The organism is Microbulbifer variabilis ATCC 700307 (genome assembly GCF_000380565.1).
In the GTDB taxonomy this organism is placed as follows: domain Bacteria; phylum Pseudomonadota; class Gammaproteobacteria; order Pseudomonadales; family Cellvibrionaceae; genus Microbulbifer; species Microbulbifer variabilis.
In genome coordinates, this window is record NZ_AQYJ01000028.1 from 484,167 (window position 1) to 509,448 (window position 25,282).

At 48.0% G+C, this 25,282-nt stretch carries 20 protein-coding genes; 10 read left to right on the forward strand and 10 right to left on the reverse strand.

Annotation, left to right across the window (positions count from 1 at the left end; genetic code table 11):
* The first annotated feature begins 521 nt into the window (after nt 1–521).
* Entirely contained in the window at nt 522–1,022 is a 501-nt protein-coding gene (locus G367_RS25750) for a hypothetical protein (RefSeq protein ID WP_026305227.1), read from the forward strand.
* Here the strand turns inward: G367_RS25750 and G367_RS25310 are convergent.
* The 5 genes from G367_RS25310 to G367_RS0117895 all read right to left on the reverse strand — a co-directional run bounded on the left by G367_RS25310 (nt 916) and on the right by G367_RS0117895 (nt 7,993).
* The gene (locus tag G367_RS25310; protein WP_020414533.1) at nt 916–3,561 is read right to left on the reverse strand and encodes a serine/threonine-protein kinase; all 2,646 of its coding nucleotides are present in this window, start codon (nt 3,559–3,561) and stop codon (nt 916–918) included. The genes G367_RS25750 and G367_RS25310 overlap by 107 nt on opposite strands.
* 623 nt (nt 3,562–4,184) lie before the next feature.
* Nucleotides 4,185–5,159, reverse strand: coding sequence for an FHA domain-containing protein (locus tag G367_RS0117880; protein ID WP_157533606.1), 975 nt, complete (start codon nt 5,157–5,159; stop codon nt 4,185–4,187).
* 842 nt (nt 5,160–6,001) lie between these two features.
* On the reverse strand, nt 6,002–6,568 hold the full coding sequence (locus tag G367_RS0117885; RefSeq protein WP_020414535.1) for a YceI family protein: 567 nt from the start codon (nt 6,566–6,568) through the stop codon (nt 6,002–6,004).
* Nucleotides 6,565–7,176 (reverse strand): cytochrome b, encoded by a 612-nt coding sequence (locus tag G367_RS0117890; RefSeq protein WP_020414536.1) that lies wholly within the window; start codon nt 7,174–7,176, stop codon nt 6,565–6,567. The genes G367_RS0117885 and G367_RS0117890 overlap by 4 nt, the downstream gene beginning before the upstream one ends.
* A 151-nt stretch (nt 7,177–7,327) precedes the next feature.
* Nucleotides 7,328–7,993, reverse strand: a complete 666-nt coding sequence (locus G367_RS0117895) for a hypothetical protein (RefSeq protein ID WP_020414537.1) — start codon at nt 7,991–7,993, stop codon at nt 7,328–7,330.
* Nucleotides 7,994–8,297: 304 nt separating this feature from the next.
* On the opposite strand from G367_RS0117895, the gene G367_RS0117900 reads away from it, so the two are divergent.
* Nucleotides 8,298–9,806, forward strand: coding sequence for a dipeptidase (locus tag G367_RS0117900; protein ID WP_020414538.1), 1,509 nt, complete (start codon nt 8,298–8,300; stop codon nt 9,804–9,806).
* A gap of 158 nt (nt 9,807–9,964) precedes the next feature.
* The gene (locus tag G367_RS0117905) at nt 9,965–10,870 is read left to right on the forward strand and encodes a 1-acylglycerol-3-phosphate O-acyltransferase, YihG family (protein ID WP_020414539.1); all 906 of its coding nucleotides are present in this window, start codon (nt 9,965–9,967) and stop codon (nt 10,868–10,870) included.
* Between the two features lie 65 nt (nt 10,871–10,935).
* Here the strand turns inward: G367_RS0117905 and G367_RS0117910 are convergent, their stop codons facing one another.
* Nucleotides 10,936–11,373 (reverse strand): host attachment protein, encoded by a 438-nt coding sequence (locus tag G367_RS0117910; RefSeq protein ID WP_020414540.1) that lies wholly within the window; start codon nt 11,371–11,373, stop codon nt 10,936–10,938.
* Between the two features lie 276 nt (nt 11,374–11,649).
* On the opposite strand from G367_RS0117910, the gene G367_RS0117915 reads away from it, so the two are divergent.
* The 6 genes from G367_RS0117915 (at nt 11,650) to fghA (ending at nt 16,739) form a co-directional block, all read left to right on the forward strand.
* Nucleotides 11,650–12,078: an Hsp20/alpha crystallin family protein gene (locus tag G367_RS0117915; protein WP_020414541.1), complete on the forward strand. Its 429-nt coding sequence runs from the start codon at nt 11,650–11,652 to the stop codon at nt 12,076–12,078.
* Between the two features lie 67 nt (nt 12,079–12,145).
* The gene (locus G367_RS0117920) at nt 12,146–12,562 is read left to right on the forward strand and encodes a CBS domain-containing protein (protein ID WP_020414542.1); all 417 of its coding nucleotides are present in this window, start codon (nt 12,146–12,148) and stop codon (nt 12,560–12,562) included.
* 195 nt (nt 12,563–12,757) lie between these two features.
* Nucleotides 12,758–13,330: a PhnA domain-containing protein gene (locus tag G367_RS0117925; protein ID WP_020414543.1), complete on the forward strand. Its 573-nt coding sequence runs from the start codon at nt 12,758–12,760 to the stop codon at nt 13,328–13,330.
* Between the two features lie 220 nt (nt 13,331–13,550).
* A complete protein-coding gene (locus G367_RS0117930) occupies nt 13,551–14,564 on the forward strand; it encodes an AraC family transcriptional regulator (protein ID WP_020414544.1) in 1,014 nt (337 codons plus the stop codon).
* A gap of 166 nt (nt 14,565–14,730) precedes the next feature.
* Nucleotides 14,731–15,864, forward strand: coding sequence for an S-(hydroxymethyl)glutathione dehydrogenase/class III alcohol dehydrogenase (locus G367_RS0117935; protein WP_020414545.1), 1,134 nt, complete (start codon nt 14,731–14,733; stop codon nt 15,862–15,864).
* Between the two features lie 11 nt (nt 15,865–15,875).
* The gene (gene fghA, locus G367_RS0117940; RefSeq protein ID WP_020414546.1) at nt 15,876–16,739 is read left to right on the forward strand and encodes an S-formylglutathione hydrolase; all 864 of its coding nucleotides are present in this window, start codon (nt 15,876–15,878) and stop codon (nt 16,737–16,739) included.
* Between the two features lie 103 nt (nt 16,740–16,842).
* Here fghA and G367_RS0117945 read toward each other — a convergent pair whose 3' ends face one another.
* The 3 genes from G367_RS0117945 to G367_RS0117955 form a co-directional block, all read right to left on the reverse strand.
* A complete protein-coding gene (locus G367_RS0117945; RefSeq protein WP_020414547.1) occupies nt 16,843–17,256 on the reverse strand; it encodes a hypothetical protein in 414 nt (137 codons plus the stop codon).
* Nucleotides 17,257–17,832: 576 nt separating this feature from the next.
* On the reverse strand, nt 17,833–19,095 hold the full coding sequence (locus tag G367_RS0117950) for an NADH:flavin oxidoreductase/NADH oxidase family protein (protein ID WP_020414548.1): 1,263 nt from the start codon (nt 19,093–19,095) through the stop codon (nt 17,833–17,835).
* A complete protein-coding gene (locus G367_RS0117955) occupies nt 19,085–19,744 on the reverse strand; it encodes a TetR/AcrR family transcriptional regulator (protein ID WP_083922774.1) in 660 nt (219 codons plus the stop codon). The genes G367_RS0117950 and G367_RS0117955 overlap by 11 nt, the downstream gene beginning before the upstream one ends.
* An 812-nt stretch (nt 19,745–20,556) precedes the next feature.
* Here G367_RS0117955 and G367_RS0117960 point away from each other — a divergent pair.
* A complete protein-coding gene (locus tag G367_RS0117960; protein ID WP_020414550.1) occupies nt 20,557–22,767 on the forward strand; it encodes a S9 family peptidase in 2,211 nt (736 codons plus the stop codon).
* 188 nt (nt 22,768–22,955) lie between these two features.
* Here the strand turns inward: G367_RS0117960 and katG are convergent, their stop codons facing one another.
* Complete coding sequence (gene katG, locus G367_RS0117965; RefSeq protein WP_020414551.1) at nt 22,956–25,229, reverse strand: catalase/peroxidase HPI; 2,274 nt, start codon at nt 25,227–25,229, stop codon at nt 22,956–22,958.
* Nucleotides 25,230–25,282 lie beyond the last annotated feature (53 nt).

Sequence of the window (25,282 nt, forward strand, 5' to 3'; positions counted from 1 at the left end):
CGATGCTTTTTGTTATATCGCGACTCTAACAGCCTATGCCGACGTATAAAACATTTGGCGCGTAATTTTCTGTAATTGGGCGTGATAGACCTGTAATTCTCAATTCCGTAAAGTAGGTTCCAGTTGAGGGGGGCGGGAGATTGTTAAGCAGTTCCCCTGCCATGGATCGGCAGCCCCCGCAACATAACTTCGGATGGATTTGGTTTTCTCACGTTTTCGCAAGCGTGGGATTAAAAGGATTCAGCGCAAGCTGAACGGTCGAGCTGGAACCGACAGGTGCAGAGTCTTAGTCGGAACTTTTGGATGAGCTTGCCCGGGGCACGGATGCCAAATTTTGCTCTTGATAGTGTTGTTGTAACCGTCGATGGTTGGGACCATCATTCCGGGCCGGTAGTATCAGTACTGCCGGCTTTTTTTTAAACCGGTACCGGTTATGATTGCGCAGTCACAGACGTAGTTTACATGAGATAAAACGTCTTTTGGTTACACCAAATAACAAATTCTTACGAGAGGGATGAATAATGGTCGCTTGTGCCGACTTACCCGTACTGGAGTGCGAGGTACCTAAAGAAGGGTTAAAGCTGGATCTGGTTTTACGGCCCAGAGAGCAGAAGGATGGCGAGCCTCAGTATTGGCCTCTTTACAATGCAGCTAACCCGGAAGAACACTTTGGGAATATGCGCTTTAAAATTTATAAAGGTGGAGTGCTTACCCTGAAAGTTTCCCTGGATTTGTCAGAAGTTCCAGGTCGAGAGTTGGAGTTTGTTCGTTACCAGCAAAACCATAAACTTGATGGAATTATCGCGCTGAGTCCTGATTTTCGCCATCAATTTCGCGCGCGAGCCAAAGAAGTAGATGGAGATTACACTAAGCTGGTGATAAAAATTAAAGATAAGGATCGTATTCCAGATCGGTTTAATTTTTTGTGGATGTGTGTTGATCCTGAAACGGGAATGCATTTTGTTTCCGGTGATCCGGAAGCGGGTATTGACCCCGTTCCGGCTTCGGGTACTGGCAAATAGAGTTAAGAGAGGCTTCTATTGCTATGGGTTGAGCGCAGAGTTGTTGAAATTCAGGTAGGATGAACCACACTGCGCTCATCCCTTGTGCTAACAGCTGTTCTATATGGTAACCGGCAGAGCGCCACTCTTGAGCAATGGCATATACTTGGGCTGCAGAATATTTTACGTAGGTATCATCTGGAGCTTTTTGGAGGAGCTCTTTTATCATGCTTATAGAAAGGGAAACCTGCCCTAGATTCGCTAAAGCAACAGCTCTATATCTTTGAGAGCGAAAATCAGATTTGCCTTCTGTAGTTTGAAGGAGCCTATTCAAGAACTTTTCTGCGTTTTTATGGTCAGAAAGCATAGCGTATGCCTCTGCGACCTGACTGATCATTTGAATATTGCTTGGCGAACTCTCCAGGATATCTAGGTAAATTTTCAAGGCCTCTCTGTAATTACCTTGAAGAAAAAATATAGTCCCAAGATTAGATTTTGTACGCCAGCTTCTATGAGCTTCTGGAACCATTTGTATGGCAGCTTGTGCCGTATCAAGGTTGCCATTTTCTAGTTCTATAACTCCCAGTAAGGCATAAGCAGGCCAGTATTGAGGGTTGCTCTCAAATAGTTTATTTAATACTTCTTTTGGGGAGCTGTAGTCACCGCTGGCTACTTGGGTGATTGCAACTAAGTATAGGTGATTTGCTGAAGGTGATAATGCTACGGCCTTTTGAGCATAAATTAGCCCTTCAGAGTAGCTGCCATTACTAAAATGAAATCGCGAACTTTCGGCAAATAGGTGGGCGGAAGGGTAGCCTCTTTTCTCGAGTTTCTTAAGTATTGTTTCAAAGCCTTTTTTGTCTGCATCAATAGACCTAATCTTTAGCTGAGCCTCAAGTAGAGTAATTTCATCTGCCCCGGAAATATCAGCACTAGAGAGAATTCCCATAGTGGATGTTAGCAGCTTGTTATTGTTTGTTATGATAAATATCCTTGCTGCGAAATCAGCATAGAGCTTATAAAGGTTCACATTTCTGGGGTATTTGCCAATTAATTCTTCCAGGTGATCGAGATCTTCTTCGGTTAGGGGGGTATCATTTTTATTTAATTTTGCTAGCAGGGTTAGATACAAGTTGTAATCACTTGACTCCATTTTAACCTTACCACTAACTTGCTTTTGATAACCACTTGGAAAAAGTGCTAAAGAGCTGTTGCTAATAGTATATTGAGACTCCTGGCGGTGCTCGCTGAGGAATAAAAAAGAGGCCTGTTCTTTTACTTGGTTATTTTCAGGATTGATTCTTTGTAATTCAATGTTGCAGCGCTGCTGCATACAATCGAGATGGGCGAATAAGACATCGGTGACGCCTTTTTCGTGTAGTTTTTTTAGTTGCTGCTCCTGAGAGCTGTTCTCATCGGGAGTGAAATTTACCAAAGCGCTGGATTCAAGACCACCTGGAGTGCTCGTTAACGCCTGGCGAACCATAGCTCTTACCAGAGTGGATGCGTTATCACCACCTGAAATTTCACCACTGATCTCTATTGGTAATACTGCAATATATTGCGGTGTCAGCTGCGTAAGTGAGCGCCAGCCCCAAACTCCCCCGGCGAAGAGTAAGGCTAGTCCGGCAATAAGGGTAGAAATACGTTTATATTTCTTTCTAGGTTTTATTAATAATTGCGTGACCGTATCAGAATACTGATGAGTGTCAGCGTCAATTCCAAATTTGCGAATTATTTCCAGGGCCTCATACACCTGTAGAGCTGAGTCTGGCCGTTGCTCCGGATGTTTCCCTAATAGTCTATCTAAAAGAGCACCAAGGGGCTTTGGAATATCTGGCCAGGATTTTTGGGGTGGGATATGAGGTTTATTGATGATTTGCTGGGCAAAAGCCAGTGCACTTATATCCTTTCTTTCGAAAGGTTTACAACCACAGAGAAGCTCATAGGCGATACAGCCAAGGCTGAATAGGTCGCTACGCGCATCCAGGGGAGTTCCTTGTAATTGCTCAGGGGACATAGCTTGTACGCTGCCAGCTATGTGGTCCTCCCTGGTAAGCTGTTGATCGCAGTCCAGTGCTTTGGCAATACCAAAATCGGTTATTTTCGCAACACCATCTACAGTAACAAGGATATTCTCTGGTTTAAGATCTCGGTGGATAATACCGAGGCAGTGTGCTTTGCCAAGGCCTAAAGATACTTGCATCAGCAAGTCGAGCTTCTCTGGCAGTGTGGATGTTTGTTCGCGTATCCATTCCTTGAGGGTCACGCCTTCAACTAGCTCCATTACCAAGGCTATTTTGTGCTCCTCCTCTATCACATCATATAAACGTACGATATTGGGATGGTTTAGCCTGGCTAAGAGTTGTGCCTCACTACGAAAACGAGCTTCTGCTGAGTTGCCAGTCATATCTGAGCGTAACTGCTTAATCGCAACCTTGCGCCCCAGCTTGATATCCTCTGCGAGGTAAACAACTCCCATACCCCCAGCTCCCAGAGTGCGCTCAACCCTGTAACGGCCTTGGTATTCCTCAGTTTTCTCCAGCGCAACTACGTCCATTGTATTTTGATCTTCTCGGATGGATAGGCCATTCTACCTGATAGTACATTTTCGTGAAGCTATCTGTCTCCTTTCTGAAGGAAATGGTTCACGTTATTCCATATTTTTTGGCTTGATCAGCTCTATTAGAGAGACTCTATTATGCTTGTAGTACAATTAATATTGGTACTTGACGAGTCAATGCTGGCTTAATTTTAAACAGTTCTGATTCGAGTATTGTAAGCTAGGTACAATGCTGTGCTGTATATACAGCTAGAGAGGAGTTGCTCCTGGTTTCTGGAAGGCATTATATGGCCTTCCAGTCCCAATGTGCCTGAAGCTTCCTACCAATGGCCCTTGGGTGCTATTTGTACTCAGAGGTTACTGATCTTCGCTCAACTATGTTTATTAATGGAATCTGTTGAGTTGAGTATCATGTATGCCTACCGTTGCTTTGCGTAGCAAACAATTTATTCCCCCGGTGCTGAAGAGTGCCTTTACCATATAAGATGGTCACCCAGAGGGGGTAGTAGCTCCTGTAATGTAAGCCTTGTCTGTATCTTGGTGATTCAGTTCTACCATTCTGGTAACTAAATTAATAGTAAAGTGGTCCTTAACTTAACAAACCCTGGCTCCCTCAAAATTTAAGCTTCTCCTAGCTCTGCTTTTGCCTCCAGCTGGGTACCCTTATATATCTCAAACTGGTGGCAGCCAATACGGATCTCCCAAGAGCGGCGTTCAACCAGGTTTGAAGTATCAACTGCGTCCGGCAGGGATTCGGAAATCTGTTTGCGTGCACGGAAGATCTGGGTGTTTAGATGATTGACAGTAATACCCAGCTCGTGGGTAGCTACTTGGATCGAGACCCAGCCCTGCGAATCCATATCTAGGCCGTTTTGCATGTCCCTGAAGCGTGCTCGGGCAAGGTATAACAGCAGATAATTGTGGATCCGTGCAGGCAGGGATTGCTTCATTCCCTCTCGCTGCAGCTGTAGCTGAACATGCTCTTCGTGAGAGCTGACTGAGAAGCGCAGGCCGAAGTCGGTGATCGACAGCTGTTGTAGGGATAGCTCCTTGGTGGCGCCTTGATTATCTGCCAGAAATAACTGCCAGCTGTTAAGGCCGCAGTCGATGCGGTCGCCATGGTTCACTAGCTTCTTGTTGCCGACTTCAGCGGAATTGCCAGTGAACTCATATTGCCACTGCGCAGTTACGGGACTGAAGTGTAAGCTTGCCAATGGTTCACTCTCATCAGGGAGCAAGTGGTATTGCTCAAGAGGTTGTGCTTCCCCGGTTTGCAGGTCAATGAGTAGATTCTCTGGCGCATCAAGATTCTCGATAATCCAGGCTGGGTTGTCAGCCCGGCCGAAACAAATCTTGTCACCTGTCTGTAGTGGATAGCTCTTGGCGGGAACCAGTTGTTGGCCGTTGAGCCAGGTTCCGTTGCGGCTGAGATCACGAATATTCCAATGGGTGCCGGTCCATTGGATTGCCGAGTGAATACCGGAAATCTCAGCACTGGTGATACGGGTGTCCACTGCGCCCTGGCGGCGACCAATAGTGTGGTGGGCCATTAAATATACTGGTTGTTCCCTATCTGGGTGCTGTAGGCAAGCCATTTTTTTGTCCTTTTTACCCTGGCAAGAATGCTCAAACTTCTTGCGAATCTGGCTCCAGCAGGCTTAAAACATGGTAAGCACTTACTCAAGTGAGTAAGAGAAAACCTGAGGTAATGAGGTTTATCTCTTTAAGCGCCAGCTAGAAAGCTGCAGTAAACCAAGTTGATTGCCGCTACCGCCACGGATATTGGCAGTGTGATGGGCAGCTTATCCGGTGCTAAAATCCTGCTCTAAGTGAGTGGTCACTCTGAGGTTGAAGTTGCTCTGTATAATCGTTCCATTTATACCGATCTAAGGAACGATTGCAATGATTGATACTAATTGCCGCTATTTTCGCTGAAAAGTTGTTCTGACGTCAAAAGCGCCGTAATCATTTGTGCTTGCTCAGTGTGGACTGGTTTGAATTTCTACTGCTATTTGCAGCTTGGGGGAGGCTGAAATCGAATAAAAATTTGCACTTCTTTCTCTTATCAGGGCTACCAGCTAAGCTCTCGAAGCCACAGGCCATCTTTATCTGAGCAGCACTTGTACAAACTTACTACAGTAAAATCCAAGCTATAACTGGTACTAACCTAATAGAATCACAGCGAATCAAGAATGCCAACTTAGCGGCAATTCCTGCCACCCTGCCTAATAAGTACGCAATTTCAAATTTGAATCGACCGGTTAGGTGCTACTTGGGACTAGATTACAGTTGTCACAATGCTAATTTTTTGCACTGGTAAATAGCTCGTGATGGATATTTAAATTGATGGGCTGAAAAGATAAGTGAGATTGGTGATAACAAAGCCAGGGCTTATGGAGCCCTGGCTTTGTATGTATTTGGGCGATTGTGTCTGGACTTAGATACGGATGCCTTCAATATCCAGAATCATCTCTACTTTCTGGGAGGCAGGGCCCAGATTGTAATCGATACCAAAGTCTTTCAGTTCGAACTCTGTAGTGCCACTAAAGCCCTGACGGTAGCCGCCCCAGGGGTCTTTACCACCGCCAATATTGGTTACGTCGATCGTAATTGGCTTGGTAATGCCGTGCAGGGTAAGTTCACCTTTTAACAAAGCCTTGCCATCTGCGAGAGGTTCGAAGCTGGTGCTTTTAAAGGTGGCTGAGGGGAATTTTTCAGTGTTTAGGAAATCGGTCCCGCGCAAGTGCTTGTCGCGCTCAGCATGGTTACTGTTGAGGCTGGTAACATCAATATTGACGTTAACCGAAGATTTCTCTGGCGCTTTATCGTCGTAAAAGAAAGAGCCGTCGAAATCATCGAAGCGGCCATACAACCAGCTGTAGCCTAGGTGTTTGATACGGAACTGTACAAAAGCATGGGCACCTTTAGTATCGATTTTATATTCGGCGGCTTGGGCTGTGGTGCCGAGTAGGGCTGCGAATAAAAGTGCAGTGAGCTTCTTCATAAGGCTGTTTCCTTTTTTGTGGTTGTGATGGGGGCTTGTTCTTCTGATTGCTCAGAATCTTTGGATAGTCCTAGCATTTTCAGCAAGGTGGAATCATGGTCGATAAAATGATGCTTCAGTGCTGCCAAGGCGTGAATGGCTACCAGAATAATCAGGCTCCAAGCCAGAACTTCATGCACACTACCGGCCATATCTTCCTGGTTGGGAATGCTTTGAATAGTGGCCGGCAGGCTGAACCAGCCAAAAACCTCAATGGCTCGCCCGTCAGCGGTGGAGATCAAGTAGCCGGAAAACATAATGGCAAACAGGAGGAGGTAAATGAGTTGGTGTGCTCCCTTAGCCACAAGTGTTTGCCAGCGTGGCGTATTGGGTTCTGCTTGTGGCGCAACATTGATCAGGCGCCAAAAGAGCCGTAACACCAGCAGCAGTAATAGCAACACACCGATACTCTTATGAATATTTGGCGCCTGCTGGTACCAAGGATCGTAGTAGGACAGCTGCCTCATCCACCAACCCAAGGCAAAAAGACCGATGATGGCTGGTGCCATCAACCAGTGCAAAGCGATGGCAGCCCAGCCATAGCGAGTCTGGTTATTCCGTGCCTGCACGGCTTACCTCCGGAGATCTCTGGTATTGCTTTATTATGACTGGCGCTAGGGTACAGCCTTTGTCGCTTATGACCAATGGTTGGAATGAGACTCTGCGAGGGAGGTCAAAAGTGGTTACTTCAGGTGGTATTGGTATTTCGAGTGATTTTTACTAATGCGCCTGCCTTTGCGTCCGCTCGCGTTCTGCGGCTAGAAGAACCCTTTCACAGGCATTACGGTCCAGGGATGTTGAGCGTCTGGCGAGCTGCTCAGCCAGCCAGCTAGTAGAGTGCTCCTCGCCATCCAGGGCCAGTTGTTCCAGTTGCCAAATAACGTCGAGTAGCAAGTCGCGCTCCAGGTTGATACTGGCCTCCTGAGGTGAGAACAGACGGGGTTCCAGCTGCTCCAGGTCACTGCGTTTGAGTACCAGTTCAGCCAGGTTGGGATACCAACGGCTGCTATAGGGTTCAGGTAGTTGATGATGATCGAAAGTAATCCGAAGGCGATTACCTTGGGCGTCTTCAAGCAGGGGGGTATCTTGTTCATATGCTGGCAGAGCGGGGTTGTGGCGTAATACGCCGACAATTGCCCGCCAATCACTTTGATTATCCGTACAAAGGCGCAGGGGCTCCACCAGTTCGCGGCTGCCGATTTGATCCAGGAACATTAACTTTTGCCCAGGGCGATACCAGTAAAGGTCAAGGAGCTTCTCCTCAGCAAGGTCCGCTAAATGAGCGCTGGTTAGGGGCTCCTCCGAGAGGGCGCTCAAGTGATTGACAGCCTGTTGAACACTCAGCCATTGCTTGCGGTGGAAATGTTTGCCAATCGCGGTTCCCATGCACTACTCCCGGGTGGGGTAAGGATTTTAGGAAATAGATAGTCCGAAGTATTTGCCTGCTTCTTACCCCCTCCCTGAAGCCAGGGATCTGGCTGGCTCATTAAATGGGAATGCAAGCAAAGGGAGACAGGCTTAGGTTACCCGTTTGGGCCCATGGTCACTGAATAGTTTAGCAGTCAGTACTTCCAAGCCGGGGATGGGTGGTTGTCGTGTGGTGATAAATACCACTGGGACTGGGGTGAAAAGGTGAGTCATGCTAATAAGAGGAGATGTACAATGGCGCTTTTACTCACTTGGGGGAATTATGAGGTTGAAGCCTGTTCTCTTGTTATTGCTTTTACCAGCTTTTTTATCTGCTGGAGCAGAGGCTGAAGTTTCTTCCCTGGCTCAGGACACCGCGGACTACGCAGTCGAAAAATACGAAGGGGCCATGACAAAAACCCTCGCGAGCCTGGTGCGCTTCGAGACTGTTGCAAGTGAGGAAACCCCCTTGGCTGATAACCCCGCTTTTGTAGGATTTAAAAAGGTGCTGGAGTTAAAAGCGAAGGAGCTAGGGCTTGAATACCAGGACTATGGTCATGTACTGGTAGTGGCCTTGGGTGAGGGACCTGAAAAGGTCGGTATTGTTACTCATGGGGATGTACAGCCGGCAAACCCTGAGAAGTGGCAAAAGAGCCCTTTTTATCTCGATAGTGAAAGTGAACCCGGCAAGCTGATTGCCCGAGGCAGTGAAGACGATAAGGGGCCTATCGCAACTGCACTCTATGCCATGAAGGCAATTAAGGACCAGGGCTCGCCTATTAAGCGCAAGATAGAGCTTCTTATTTACCTGGCTGAAGAGTCTGATTGGGAGCCCTTGAGACACTTTCTGAAAACTTACCCAATTCCCGCTTACAACATCACTATTGATGCTAGCTACCCGGTAGTGACCGCAGAAAAAGGGTGGAGTGAAATACAGGTTAGCACTATTGGAAGTTTGCCGGCGGACTTTGCCAAGCCCTATGTTGAGGATTTTTCCGGTGGTTATTTCCGCAGCCAAGTGCCGGACGAAGCCCGAGCCACCCTGGCTAATGTCACTCCGGAACTGGTTGAGGCAGTTCGCACCAGAGCAGCCAAACACTCCCAAGCGACTTTTGAAATATCGCAAAGTGAGAACAAGCTAGTTGTTACTGCTCGTGGAAAAGCCATCCATAGCTCTGAGCCGGAACATGGAGTCAATGCAATTGCTTTCCTGGCCGACCTTCTTAGTGTGCACGAATGGCCGGCTAATGCTGCTGGAGCAACTGTACGTTACCTGAATGACCTGGTAGGCACTGGTATTGAGGCAGAGAAATTTGGGGATATCGCCTATAACGATTCATTTATGGGGCCAATGACCGCTTCCGTTACCATGGTGAAAGTCACTGAAAATGGGCTCACCAGTTACCTGAACCTGCGCCGCCCCACGGGTAAAAGTGCTACCCAGCTGGAAAAAGAAATTCATTCTGCACTATCAAGTTGGCAGGAACGGACCGGCATAATATTTGCCGATACTCAGGTTTCCCTGGGTAATCCCTACCGGGTAGACAATGCGCCTCATGTTGAACCATTGCTGGATGTTTTCAGCCATTTTACTGGTATGGAAGATGCCAAGCCTGTCGCCATAGGTGGTTCTACCAATGCCAAACTGCTGCCGAATGCAGTCAGTTTTGGTCCCTCCATGCCGGGCAGTGCTTATACGGGCCATTCTGAGCATGAATTTATCACTGTGGAACAATTCCGTCTGAATCTAAAAATGTACACAGCCATGATGATTGAGGTTGGCAACTTATAAGTGTGTCCGGTAAAACGGATTTATTCACAGGAAGTGGTCTACCAAGTGCTTGAATTGACCGGTTAGCCTCGGTCAGCTCAAGAGTGAAACTATGTGGTTCTTTGAGGGAGCTGCGGTAAATTACTTCATTCGTTATTCAATTATTAAAGAATCGCAAGATGTTAAATTTTCTTCCCTCGATTGTTTTGCTGATATTGGCCTCGACTCTGTTGGCCATTGGCACCATTCTGTGCTTCATACCCATATTATTTTTTGTGGTCCTGCGATTGATTTTGCCCTTTGCTGCGCTGCGCAAGTTCTTTGCGATCATTTTTATTTCTTGTGCTGAAGCCTGGCTCACTCTGAATAAAGGCTGGATGAAACTCACCCAGAAAACCCAGTGGGACGTACAGGGCGATGAGTCGCTGGATAAGAATGGTTGGTATCTGGTGACGTCAAACCACCAGAGCTGGGTGGATATTTTTGTGCTGCAGTCCATTTTCAATCGAAAAATTCCTTTCCTGAAATTTTTCATAAAACAGGAGTTGATCAAGGTTCCGGTGATGGGGGTTTGTTGGTGGGCGTTGGATTTTCCTTTTATGAAACGCTATAACAAGGAGTTCCTGAAGAAGCACCCGGAAATGCGCGGTAAGGATTTGGAGGCGACAAAAAAAGCCTGTGAACGCTTTAAATTAACCCCCACCAGTATTATGAATTTCCTTGAGGGAACACGTTTTACGCAAGACAAACACGACAGGCAGGGATCTCCCTTTGCCCATCTGCTCAAGCCTAAGTCCGGGGGTATCGCTTTCGCAATGCAAAGTATGGGTAAGCAACTAAACCGCCTGTTAAATGTAACCATAGTTTACCCGGATGGTATCCCGTCATTTGCTGATTTCCTTGGTGGGAAAGTAAAGAGGGTGATTGTTCGTGTTGAGCAGATTCGTATTCCGGAAAAGTTCTTTCTTGCGGACTACGTAAATGATCAGGTATTTCGTGCTGAATTCAATCAATGGGTCTATGAGCTGTGGCGAGAAAAAGATATGCTGATTGGTAAATTGCTTGCCGATAGCGGCAGAGCCTGATTTTTCCAGAAAAACAATAAAGGGGCTAGTCAAGTAGCCCCTTATTTTTCTGCTACAAAATTTAATTACAACCAGATGGGCAGTTGGGCCCGAATTTCTTCTGGTTGGCTTTCTACCAGGTTCTTACCGGTCTCACCCGCAATGGTAGCGCGGGTTGGAGTCTTGAGAGCATCCCGTAGGCTACCCACCATATATGGCTCGGCTACGATATAAAGTTTTTCGTAGCGCCCCTCCTGTCGCCCCCGCTCTAAGGTATGAGCAATCTCTCTGGCAAATTTCTCACCGTTGCGATGGCGTAGATCGGAAAAATTACCCATGGTGTGGCGACCCTTGCCACGGCTGTCAAAAGTGCGTCCAGGGGCGTCACTTTCGAGATCGCGGCCCGATAAGCGGGATTCAGGGTGGAGGAGAGCTTCGATTTCGTGGAGGTTTCCGGCGCGTTTTTTTGCTTCGAAAATCCTGGCTTGCGACTGGTTGGCCACGAGGACCCATGCTAGAGCCATGCGCTTATCCTCTTTAATTTACCTGTAATTATCGTAGTTAAATTCGATGCCACTGACTAATATCCTTAACTGCAAGATATCCAGCAATTCCCATATAGATAAAAAGTAAATAAAAAATATTTTTTAATGCTATTTGCGATGGCTACTGTGGGCACTTATTCCTACCGAGTGTCGCTGAATTACCTAGAATGAAGTCAAGATGTGAGAGGCGCAAGCCGGGTCCGAGAAGCGAGCTTGCGCTTCCTGCGACATAGTGGAAGCAAAGAGGTTGTGATTATGAGTCTGATACCGAGAGGGTCCCTACTGGATCTGGACAATATGTTTGAACAGATGCTCTCACCCAGCCGTGGCATTACCAATGAGCGGGAGGGTTTCTTCTCTCCGCGTATCGACGTGAGTGAACGTAAAAACAAGTATGAAATAAGCGCTGAATTGCCAGGTGTTGGTAAGAACGATATCAATGTGACTCTTGAAAATGGTGTCCTGACCCTTGAGGCAGAAGTACATCGCGAACTGAAGGAAGAAAAAGATGGCCGTGTGCTTCGTCAAGAGCGGCGCTACGGTAAGTTTTTACGCAGTTTTAACCTGGGTGATGATGTGCGTGAGAGTGAGATCGACGCAAACTTTAAGGATGGTATTCTGACCCTGACGGTGCCCAAGCATGAGGGGCATCCCCCACAACGAAAGCGTATTGAAGTGCACTGATTTTCTAATGGGTGGCGGCCATGCCGCCACCCAGTGAATATATTTAAGAAATTGGCGGAGGTACGTGATGAAAGTAAAACAGGCAATGCACCAGGGAGCTACCTGGTGTACTCCAGACACCCCGCTACAGGAAGTGGCGAAGATCCTGCGTGATGAAGATATAGGTGCCGTCCCGATTGGAGAAAATGATCGTCTGATCGGCATGGTTACTGACCGCGATATTGTATGTCGAGGTGTAGTGCAGGGTGGTAATTTGTCCTCGCTAACTGCCCGCGACGTGATGACTGAAGGCATTGAGTGGTGTTGGGAGGAAGATGACCTCCTCTCAGCTGTACACAAAATGGAGCAGCAGCTACTTCGCCGTATGCCAGTACTGAACAGTGAAAAGCGTATGGTGGGTATTCTTAGCCTGGGTGATATTACTTCGGCCATTGCCAGTAAGCAGGGTGGCCATTTTGCCTCAGCGATCTCAGCACACCATTAGAGCTCGCTACTAGCGAAGTATTATCAACAGGGGCCGTGGGTCCCTGTTGATACCGGTCTTAGAGCTATGCGCCTTTCCCCTATCATTTCTCCAGGCTAACTTTTTTCACCTCGCTATTCCAAATTTTCGATAGCCACGTCGTTTGCCCATATGGGCGAATTAGCGCTTATACTGCGCACTTTTTTGAGGTCCACCATGATCACTCAGGAACAGTTGCAACAGCGCAGTGGCGGTCAATGTGAACTCTGCAAGGCACAGGAAAACCTAGCGGTCTATGAGGTAGCTGAGTCAGTGGGTCAGGCAAACCCACAGGTGCTTTTGTGTCAGACTTGCCGGGAGCAACTGGATAACCCAGCACATTTAGACAGTGCCCACTGGCAATGCCTCGCAGATAGTATGTGGAGTCAGGAACCTGCTGTGCAAGTATTGGCCTGGAGGCTGCTAAAGCGTCTATCTGTCGAGACCTGGGCTCAAGATTTATTCGAAATGCTCTACCTGGATGATGACCTGGTTAATTGGGCCCAGGCGGGTACTTTTCCGGAAGAGGGGGAGCTACTCGTGCATCGCGACTGCAATGGTGCAATACTGCAGGCCGGTGATAATGTCACCATTATCAAAGACCTGGATGTAAAGGGCTCCAGCCTTGTGGCCAAGCGCGGTACTGCTGTGCGCGGCATCAGCCTTACCGATAACCCCGAGCATATTGAGGGACGTGTTGAGGGGCAGCGTATCGTGATTCTGACGAAATTTGTGAAGAAAAGCGGCTGACATCCCTTTTAGCTGCGTAGTTTTTCTATCGGTAAGGATATTTATCCCCATAAGTAACTCTGTTACCCGAAGGCATTTGGCCTGATATCATGCCAGTTCTAATTTACCCGATTTCTTTTTTCCTGTGTGCTCGCGATCCGGGGCCATATTGATGGCGTGGCTAAACACTGTGGAAGATAGTGGTCAATAAAGCAGAGGTTGAAGCTGTGGGGATGGAACGATGAAGCCCACTTATGAGATTCGCAGCGGCACACTTGCGGGTTTCAATACTCTGGTGCCGCAAATGGGTGGGAATCCCGCTGCCCTCCTGAGAAGCGTTGGCCTACCTTCAGACTGTGTGCGCCGCCCGGATATCCTTATTTCTATCGCGACCCTTGTCGACTTACTGAATCTCTGTGTGGAAGAACTGCAGTGTGAAGATTTTGGTTTGCGTTTGGCAGAGATGCAGGGTTTGCGCATGCTTGGGGTACTGGGAAAGCTATTACTCAATGAAGGGAGCCTGGATGCTGCCCTGACAGTGAGCCACCGCTACATGGTGCTACATAACCAGGCGGATCACTGGCGAATATCGGAGCGGGATGGTCTGTTGATGGCACAGAGAGTCAGCCATTCTGGTGGGCTTGGCGCTGCGGAGCAGTACAGCGAACTCGCTATGGGTGCCGCCTGCCGCTTATTTCAGGAATTGGCCGGTAAAGATATCCGCCCGCTACAGGTACAGTTTTGCCATGCCCCAATTTCTTCCAGGCAACGATACCGGGACTATTTTCAGGCGGAAGTCCTGTTTGCCCAACAGGGCGATTGCCTGACATTTAATGCTGAATTACTTCAGCGACCCCTCAATGCCCCTAGCCAGAGCCTGGTGAATTATTTTGAAGAGTTTACCCAAGGGTTGATCAAGGGATATGAGGGGGATATTGCTTCTCAGATACGTACTTTGATATTGCAAACTCTGGGAGCCCAGCAGCACAGTCTGGCTCAGGTCGCGCAGTTGGTGGATACGCCAGTGCGTACATTGCAGCGACGTTTGAGTGAGGCGGGTACTTCTTTCAAACAATTGCTCCAGGAGGCGCGTATGGAGACCGCCCGGTGGCATCTGCGCGCTTCCAGTATTGATATTGGGCTGCTCTCTGCGAGCTTGGGGTATACCGACACCAGTGCTTTTTCCAAAGCCTTTCGTACCTTACATGGCAGCTCACCACTACAGTGGCGTAAACGACAAAGAGAAATAGCTTAAGGCCCAGGTATTAGAGCTGGTGGAAAACTAACCAATCCGTGAAGCTGGACCTAGCCCCCCCCTTTTATCTGCTTGCCCTTGACCCTGTTCCTCTTTGCCTCTATTCCAGCGCCGGGCTATCCTGGCCCCTTGCTGAATTCAATGAGCATGACCAAGGAAAAATACTATGGGTGCGGAGACTATTCGCTGTAAAGCTGCGGTGGCCTGGAAGGCAGGTGAGCCACTTTCTATAGAGGAAGTTGATGTGATGCCTCCCCAGAAGGGAGAGGTTCGTATCAAGCTGACGGCTACTGGAGTTTGTCATACCGATGCCTTTACTCTGTCTGGCGAAGACCCTGAAGGAGTATTTCCTGCGATTCTCGGCCACGAGGGTGCAGGTATTGTCGAGTCAGTAGGGGAGGGGGTTACTGGCTTGAAAGTTGGTGACCATGTGATTCCTTTGTACACGCCGGAGTGCGGCGAATGTAAATTCTGCCTGTCTGGTAAAACCAATCTGTGTCAGAAAATCAGGGCTACCCAGGGTAAGGGGCTGATGCCCGATGGCACCACGCGTTTCTCTATCAACGGACAACCCATTTATCACTATATGGGTACTTCCACTTTTTCGGAGTACACAGTCCTTCCAGAGATTTCGCTGGCAAAAATTAATCCGGAAGCGCCGTTGGAGGAGGTTTGCCTGCTTGGCTGCGGTGTCACAACCGGAATGGGCGCGGTAATGAATACTGCCAGAGTAGAACCGGGTTCGACCGTTGCTATTTTTGGGCTTGGCGGGATTGGTTTATCCGCCGTGATTGGTGCCAAAATGGCGGGTGCAGAGCGCATTATTGGCATAGATGTGAATGAGGAGAAGTTTGCCCTGGCAAAAAAACTCGGCGCCACTGAATGCATTAACCCCCGGAATTATGAGCAGCCGATTCAAGAGGTGATCGTCGACCTCACCGATGGTGGTGTCGATTATTCCTTCGAGTGTATCGGCAACGTAGACGTAATGCGCTCTGCCCTTGAGTGCTGCCATAAAGGTTGGGGGGAGTCGGTAATTATCGGTGTGGCAGGAGCTGGACAGGAAATTAGTACTCGCCCCTTCCAACTGGTAACAGGGCGGGTATGGCGAGGCACGGCTTTTGGAGGGGTAAAGGGGCGCTCGGAATTACCGGACTATGTAGAGCGTTATCTCGCTGGTGAGTTTAAGTTGGATGATTTTATTACCCACACCATGCCGCTGGAAAAAATAAACCATGCATTTGATTTGATGCATGAAGGTAAAAGTATACGCAGTGTTATTCACTATGGTGAAGCTTGAGCGGAGTTACCATGACTATTGAACTTGTCAGCAGCACCAGGTCTTTCGATGGCTCACAACGGCAATACAAGCATGATTCCGATGTTTTAAATTGCCCAATGCACTTTTCTATTTTTTTGCCACAGGAAGCGGAAATTGACCCTGAATATCGCTATCCGGTGCTCTATTGGCTATCTGGACTCACTTGTACCGATACAAACTTCAGCCAGAAAGCGGGGGCCCAGCGCCTGGCCGCAGAGCTGGGTATCGTACTGGTTATTCCTGATACGAGCCCTCGCGGCAAGGATGTGGCCGATGATCCGTCCTATGATCTGGGGCAGGGGGCTGGCTTCTATGTCAATGCCACTCAACAACCCTGGAAGCTGCACTACCGAATGTACGATTATATTGTGGATGAGCTTCCTGCACTTATTGAAGCTCACTTCCCGGTGAGTCAGCGTCGTGCAATCAGTGGTCATTCTATGGGTGGGCACGGAGCCCTGGTAATAGGCTTGCGCAACCCTGAGCGTTATACCTCAATTTCGGCTTTTAGTCCTATTTGTAATCCTATTGCCTGTCCCTGGGGTGAGAAGGCATTGGGAGCTTATTTGGGGGCAGATACCACTAGTTGGGAGGAGTACGACGCGAGTGTACTGCTGGGGCGAGCTACAACTCATGTGCCGATACTTGTATCCCAGGGCGATGATGATGAGTTCCTTGAGCAGCAGCTGCGGCCTGAGGCTTTACAAATGGCTGCAGGAGCTTGTAATTACCCGCTTCGGCTAGAGCATCATGCAGGGTACGACCACAGCTATTACTTTATTGCCTCATTTATTGAAGAGCATCTGCGTTTCCACGCGGATTACTTATTGAAGCGGCATAAAACTGCAATTTAAATCGGCAGTTAATACACGCAGGGCAATGCTGCAACCGAGCATAGGAGAATGGCCCGGTTGCAGTGTTACTGGCTATTGATTGAATTTACCTGGGTATTTTCCTTTATTGAGGTGCAGCTGCACGACATTCACCGAGGACTTCTGCCTGGTTTTGGTGGAATGTCTGCTCAATCAGGAACCAGCCGTTAGGGCAGAAGCCGCTTTCGATTAGCAGAAGCTCCATCCGCTCCATAGCCATTTTCCTAATATCGCCTGAGGTTGACTTATTGCGTCCAGATTTACCTGAGCTGTGTTTGCCTCCCGGCGGCTTGGCTCCACTTCCTATACCTGTGCCACCAGAGTTCTGGCCTCCACGGCCATGTGGCCTGGTCCCCAGGCTCGCCTTATATACAAAGCGCTTGTGGCCTACTTCAGTAATATTAGTAACAAAAGATTCTGTGGTGGGAGCCTCTGGGGTGGAGTTACAACCGCTGATGAGCAGGGTCGTCGCCATAAAGGCAATTAGTTGAACCTTCATTGTTGTTATCCTGTGAGTAATTCGGTTCAAGTATGACCGTCGCCCCGAACAAATGTCGGTTAAGCAGAGTAAACAATTGTTAAGGCCAATTACTTCAATAAGGTGTTTCTTTTCTTAAGGGCCTTTACAGGTTATTTTCTTGTTACCTGAATAAGTTACTCTTGAAACCTGTATTTTTAAATGTGCGTAGAGGCCTGCCCAGATTATTTTTACTGTGATCTATGGCTTGAAAATGGGATAAGAGCGTCAAAAATAAAGCGGCTTTGTAGTTCTATGGCAATTTATAGAGGAGAGATAGTGAGTAAATTTTCGGGTTTGATTTTAGGGTGCACAGTGTCTCTTCGGCAGCTGGAGAGGCTGATTTTTCTGAAGCGCTAGGAAGGTGTCCTCAGTTACAAAGACCTGTAGAAGAGCCATAATCTGACAACAAAATGTTGTTACAGGCATTTAAAACTACTTGTTTTTCACGAACTCACCCTGGTTTTGGCCGGCGGGGGTACGTCCTTGTATTGTCTCAGTTATCTGCTGTGATTTACGGTGAGGAACTATAGTACTCCCAGGCGCAATAAAGTTTTATCAGGCTCGTCGCCTCTGAAAAGAAAGTAATCCGACAGCAGTCAGCGTTTTTAATACTGAGGTCCAAGCACTCATATTTGGTTTCGTTGGCTTTCCCTTGCCAATAAGGGCCAGCTGTTGTTCGTACCAAGTGACATCCAGCATAGCCATAAAATCCAGGTTGGGAATACCTGTGGTGAGCTTTTTCAATGTTATCTTATGGTTGCCATCTGATAAAAGTTTGTGCGATAGCCGTGGGTCAACCGCTAATGGGCGGGCAAGGCCAATCATATCCACGGCATTTGATACAAGGGCGGCCTCCATGGCAGCTGCGGAACGGAAGCCACCGGTGACTACGACGGGAATTTGCAGCTGTGCTCGTGCCTTTTCTGCATAATCGATAAAATAGGCCTCTCGCTTGATAGTACTTTCCTTCACATTGGCACCAACCATACTTGGGTTTTCATAGTTGCCACCGGAGATTTCAATTAAGTTAATACCTTCATCCTGCAGGGCTTTTAGAACCTGCATGGATTCCTCTTCACTGAATCCACCCTTTTGAAAATCTGCTGAATTGAGTTTTACGCCTACCGGAAAATCTTCACCAACCGCTTCGCGAATAGCGCTATATACCTCGCGTAAAAATCGTAAGCGATTTTCTAAGGTACCTCCCCACTGATCATTTCGCCGATTGTGGTGAGGGGATAGAAACTGATTGATCAGATAACCATGAGCAGCATGTATCTGAACTCCGGTAAATCCAAACTCTTTTGCCTGTGCGGCGGCCCAGGCGAATTTTTTAATGATAATAACTATTTCATTTTCGGTGAGTTCTCTAGGGCAGTTGAAGGTCTTCTCTAAGCCGTTAGCCAGTGGAATTGCAGAGGGTGCGACGGGTTCAGTGCTTAAAAAATTGGGTGTTTGCTTGCCTGGATGATTTAATTGCATCCAGATTTGCGTACCGTTTTGGCGCCCGGCTTCGGCCCATTTCCGGAACAGAGAAAGGTCTGACTCCTCGTCTAATACCACATTCCGCGGTTCACCCAGAGCGGTACGATCAACCATGACGTTACCGGTGACCAGCAAACCTGTGCCCCCTTCTGACCATGTGCGATATAAGTGAATCAGCTCCTTGGTGGGGGCATGATTGGGATCCGCTAATTGCTCACTCATAGCAGATTTAAACAAGCGGTTTTTCACACTGGTTCCCGGCAGAATACTCAGTGGGCGAGCGAGAGGTGTAGCTCGATCGGTGTTTTTTAAGGTGCTAGTGCTATTTTTCAAAATGAATGTCCTGCCTGTAAGTTTTAATGCTGGCCAGTGTTTGTGCTCCTTGTTGCGTCACCAAGGTGCTAAAAAAAGTCCGTAGTTGTCTGAGTAAATCATTGGGATCACCGGATACCTGGTATTGCAGAATACTGCCCTGCCAAACGCTATAACACAGTGTCGCAAGCTTATCGGCGGGGACGTCACTGCGTAGATCTCCTTGATCTTGGGCCAAATGTAATATCGATTGAAGATTTGCCAGCCACCTGTGCTCTACAGACTCAATGGCTTCACGGCAAAGAGGGCTGGCCTGGGCTACCTCGGCCGACATCGCTCCGAGCAGACAGGCACAAGACTGGCCAACTTTTACTTTGTTCTGAACACGGTTTTGAAAGCAGCACCAAAGCTGGATCAAGCCGGGTGCCTGATCCATGTTTAATTTCGTCTGCGCTAGTTCCGCATCAATCTGTTGGCCGTAGCGGTGAATAATGCTGGCTACGAAGGCCTCTTTACTGGGGAAATAGTTGTAGAACGAACCTTTGGGTACGCCTACTGTATCCAGCACCTGCTTGATACCAGTGCCGTGATATCCCTGGCTGGTCAGCATTGCGGTGCCTGTTTCTAACAATGCTTCTTTGGTGTTTCCGCTTTTACGTGGTCGAGCCATTAAAATTAGACCGGTCGTCTATTAACTAATGTTCAATATATGACCGATCGTCTTGGAATGCAAGGGAGAGTGTTTTGTTTTGGTAGTGTCAAGCTGGGGATCAGGGAAAGGATACTTAGACGGGGAGATCGGCACCGGCAACCTATGATACTGGGCGTATGGTCGATTTTAGATCTCGATAGAAGCTTCCAGTAATATTCGGCCACACACTATGGTTCACTGAAATCCAAAATACTCTTTCAAAATAAAATTTATTCAGGGGTTTGAGTTCAATATACGGCTTATTGTGCTATTTAATTGCTTATTTTGGGGTTTAAATTGCCCACTTTGGCAGGGTCCTACGCTTTTCACCGTCGCACATTTAGATGGCCCCTCTATCACCTTGCCTGCCCCGACTACAGGGTCTGCCTCAAAGTTAGATAAGAAAGTGAATCGATTGTGATTGGGTTCGCGGTGGTTATTGGGAAGAGTCTCGCTTTGGGATCGAGTTGTTATGGAAGGAGGTGAGAATTGTTTTAATGGAAGAAACAAGGTACATCTCTCACTGTTTTTGTTTCGCAAAAGCCAGCTCCAAGACTGTCTTCAGGCACTGTAAACATACATGGTGCAGAGTAAATGACGGTAAAGGAAGGCAATTACAGAAGGTTTGATTGTCACTCTGTTAATTTCAGAAGGAGAGCTTGATCCCCTCCGTTATCTGGAGATTACATTGTAGAATTCAAGGACTTTGTTGCTTGCAGAGAAAGCGGTCTTACGCCCTTCTCACCGCAGATTTGCGCCTAGCATAAAACACTAAAACAAAGAGCCCTTCTATGAAAAGAAAACTGCTTGCCCTGCTTAGCTGCACAACCTTTGCGGGACTCTGTTCCGCGGATACATTGACTATTGAACGAATATTCTCCGATCCGGCCCTTGGGGGCACAGCGCCCCGTGCCCTTGAGTACTCTCCCGATGGTAGTCGGGTAACTTTTCTGAAGGGACGGGATGAAGATTACAACCGCTACGACTTATGGGAGTACAACATTGCCGATAGGCAGTCCCGTATCCTGGTGAAATCTGACAGCCTGCACAGCGGCGATGAAGTGTTATCCGATGAGGAAAAAGCCCGACGTGAGCGTCAAAGAATCTATGGCAGCGGTATTATGGAATACAGCTGGTCTGAGGATGGGAAATCCTTGTTATTTCCGCTGGCAGGAGATGTTTATTATTACAATTTGGATACGAAGTCCGCGCGGCGCTTGACTGAAACCGAAGCTTTTGAGACCGATGTTCGTGTTTCCCCGAAAGGGCGATATGTCTCTTTTATTCGTGATCAGGATATTTTTGTCGTCAACCTGAAAAGTGGTAAAGAGCGAGCGCTAACCAGCGATGGAAATGGGCCTATCAAAAATGGCATGGCCGAGTTTGTTGCCCAGGAAGAAATGGATCGTATGACAGGTTATTGGTGGTCTCCAGACGACCGCCATATTGCTTTCCTACAGGTTGATGAGTCCCCTGTAGATGAAGTGATCCGCAGCGAGATATATGCAGATCGCATCGATATGATAAGCCAGCGTTATCCCGCAGCAGGGCGAGCTAATGTCAAGGTTCGCCTGGGTGTGATGGAGGTGGCGTCTGGAAAAACCCGTTGGGTAAACCTGGGGGAAGAGCAGGATATTTATATTCCCCGAGTAGATTGGGCTCGCGATAATTTACTGACTTTTCAATGGCAGTCTCGGGATCAGCAGAAACTTGAGCTTCGTGTTTTTGATCTCAATAACGGCAAGACCCGCAATCTGTTAAAAGAATCCAGTGACACCTGGGTAAACCTCAGCGATGATTTATTTTTCCTGGAAAACAGTGACCAATTTATCTGGTCATCTGAGCGAGATGGTTTCAAGCACCTCTATTTGTACAGTTTAAATGGAAAACTACAGAAGCAATTAACTGTTGGTGATTGGATAGTTGATGAGCTGGAAGCTGTGGATGAAAAGAAAGATGTTGTGTATTTCAGTGGCCGTAAGGATTCTGACATAGAAAGGCACCTTTATAGTGTACCAATAAAAGGTGATGGGGGTATTCAGAGAATATCCACACGCAGTGGTATGCACGGTATTGAGTTTGCTGAGGATGGTTCAGGTTACATCGATAAATTCACCAGCATAACTACTCCTCCACAGGTAAGTTTACACCGCTCAAGTGGCGAGCTGATAACCTGGCTGGAGGAGAACGCTGTTGTTGAAGGGCATCCCTTATTTCCTTATATGGAGCAGTGGATTACTCCGGAGTTTGGCACTATCAAAGCTCCACAGGGACATAAGCTTAATTACCGCCTATATAAGCCGGCCAATTTTGATGAGAGTAAACGTTACCCGGTCATGGTATTTGTTTATGGTGGTCCCCACGCTCAGGTAGTAACCAATAGTTGGGACAAGCACATCAACCAATTTATGGCTCAACAGGGTTACATCGTTTTCTCTCTGGATAACCGTGGTTCTGCAAACCGGGGTACAGCGTTTGAAAATCCCATTTTCAAAAATATGGGAGGCCCGGAGGTAGAGGACCAGGTAACAGGTGTTAAATTCCTGCGCACACTACCTTTTGTTGATAGCAATAATATTGGTATCTATGGCCACAGTTACGGTGGCTACATGGCACTAATGAGTATGTTTAAGGCCGGAGATTATTTTAAAGCTGGCGTTTCTGGTGCTCCTGTGACCGATTGGATGCTTTATGATACTCACTATACCGAGCGCTACATGGGTAATCCCAATACAGATGCTGAGGCCTACCAGGCTTCCTCTGTATTTCCCTATTCGAATGGACTGAAAGGTCCTCTGCTGATTTATCACGGGATGGCAGATGACAATGTTTTGTTTACCAACACTACACGTCTGATTAAACAGTTGCAGGATAATGGCCAACAGTTTGAACTTATGACCTATCCAGGTAAGAAGCATAGTTTACGTGGCAAGCAAACTCGTATTCATCAGTACACTATGATTAAGGAATTCTTTGATCAACATCTTCGCGATGATAGTTAAGGCAGACTAAAGAAGCTAAATTTCTATAATTTTTTTCTTTGAAGTTGTTTTTAGGGGCCAGCTTACAGAGGAGCAAAATTTCCGATCACTCAGGATGTATAGAAATACTCTATGGCTTGATTCAAAATCCATACCGGGCATACCTGCCCGGTATGGATAATAGGGACTAATTAAAAAATAGATTTTAGCTACCGATTAACTTCATCAAATCTGTCCAGATTCATCACCTTCGTCCAGGCTTTGACGAAATCCTGGGTAAATTTTTCCTGGGAGTCATTGGAACCATAGACTTCAGCCACTGCCCGTAGCTCTGAGTTGGAACCGAATATCAGATCCACTGAGGTGGCAGTCCACTTATCTTTGCCAGTTTTACGATCCTTGCCTTCATAAAGCCCTTCTGACTTTTCAGACTTCTTCCACTCGGTGGACATGTCCAGTAAGTTAACAAAGAAATCATTAGTGAGTACACCGGGGCGATCGGTGAAAACCCCGTTGGGAGATCCGCTGGTATTGGCATTGAGCGCACGCATTCCTCCTACCAGGACTGTCATCTCGGGCACGCTTAAGGTGAGTAGGCTAGCGCGATCCACCAGCATTTCCGTGGGCGTTCTGCTGTTATCTTTAGCGAAATAGTTGCGGAATCCATCGGCGGTGGGCTCTAGTACCGCAACAGATTTCACATCGGTTTGCTCTTGGCTTGCATCAGCCCTGCCAGGCCTGAAGGGTACTTTGATATTGTTTCCACCCTCGGCAGCGGCTTTCTCAATGGCAGCGGAGCCGCCGAGCACGATCAGGTCGGCAAGTGAGACTTTCTTGCCGCCGGATTGATTGCTATTAAAGTCCTGTTGAATTTTTTCCAACTGCGTCAGCACCTTTGCCAATTCGGCGGGATCATTTACCGGCCACTGCTTTTGTGGCTCCAGGCGAATGCGCGCTCCATTCGCTCCGCCACGCATATCGGAGCCGCGGAAGGTGGAAGCTGATCCCCATGCAGTTCTCACCAGTTCAGGAATCGTTAAGCCAGAGTTGAGGATTGCCGACTTAAGGTTATCAATATCGCTGTCATTGACCAGGGGATAATCCACTTTGGGAATGGGGTCCTGCCAAATTAGGGCCTCCTCGGGTACTTCAATACCCAGGTAGCGTGCTTTGGGTCCCATATCCCGGTGGGTCAGTTTGAACCAGGCTTTAGCAAAGGCGCGTTTAAAGTCCTCAGGGTTTTTCTGGAAGCGTTGGGCAATTTCCTTGTAACTTGGATCAAACTTCAGTGCCAGATCAGTAGTAAACATGATTGGCGCATGACGTTTGTTTTTATCGAAGGCGTCAGGCACAAGATTGGCGGCAGCGGAATCATCAGGTATCCACTGTACCGCGCCTGCAGGGCTCTTGGTTTTTACCCAGTTAAAGTTGAACAGGTTATTCAGGTATTGTTGGCTCCAGGTAATTGGTGCTGCAGACCAGGCACCTTCCAGGCCAGAAGTCATGGTGTCATCCGCATTGCCTTTACCACACTTGTTTTTCCAGCCGAGCCCCTGCTGTTCTGTGGGAGCTGCGGCAGGCTCTGGTCCCAGGCAGTCGGCCTTGACGGCTCCATGAGCTTTACCGAAGGTGTGACCGCCGGCAATTAGTGCCACTGTCTCTTCATCGTTCATGGCCATACGGCCAAAGGTTTCGCGAATGTCTACGGCGGCAGCTACCGGATCGGGTTTGCCATTCGGCCCCTCAGGGTTGACATAAATCAGCCCCATTTGTACCGCACCGAGCGGCTTTTCCAGCTGGCGGTTACCCGTATAGCGCTCGTCTGCGAGCCACTCGGTTTCCGGCCCCCAGTAAACCAGGTCAGGTTCCCAGTCATCGATACGTCCACCCGCAAAGCCGAAAGTTTCAAATCCCATGGATTCCAGTGAGACATTGCCTGTGAGAATCATCAGGTCTGCCCAGGACAGCTTGCGACCGTATTTTTGTTTGATGGGCCAGAGCAACCTGCGAGCTTTATCCAGATTGGCATTATCTGGCCAGCTGTTAAGGGGATCGAAACGCTGCTGTCCACCACCGGCACCACCCCGGCCATCGTCGATACGATAAGTGCCTGCACTATGCCAGGCCATGCGAATCATAAATGGGCCGTAGTGGCCAAAGTCTGCAGGCCACCAGTCCTGGGAGGTTTTGAGCAGGGCCTCGATATCATTTTTGACTGCTTTTAAATCCAGCGTTTTAAATTCTTCTGCGTAGTTAAAGTCATCCCCCATGGGGTTGGACCTGGGTGAGTGCTGGCGCAGGGGTCTAAGATCCAGCTGGTTGGGCCACCAGAACTGATTGGACTTTGGCTGACCCTCCACAGGGCCTTGGCGAATTACAGGATCAGTCACAACTTCCTCCTCATTGGCGGCAAAGGATTTTAGCGTCAGCAGTGACATGGCGATTATCAGTGCGCCACAGAGTGGGGGTCTTTTTATTAGCATTGAAATTATCTCCATACCATTTGAAATGCAGACCTCGGCTCTATACCGGGTGT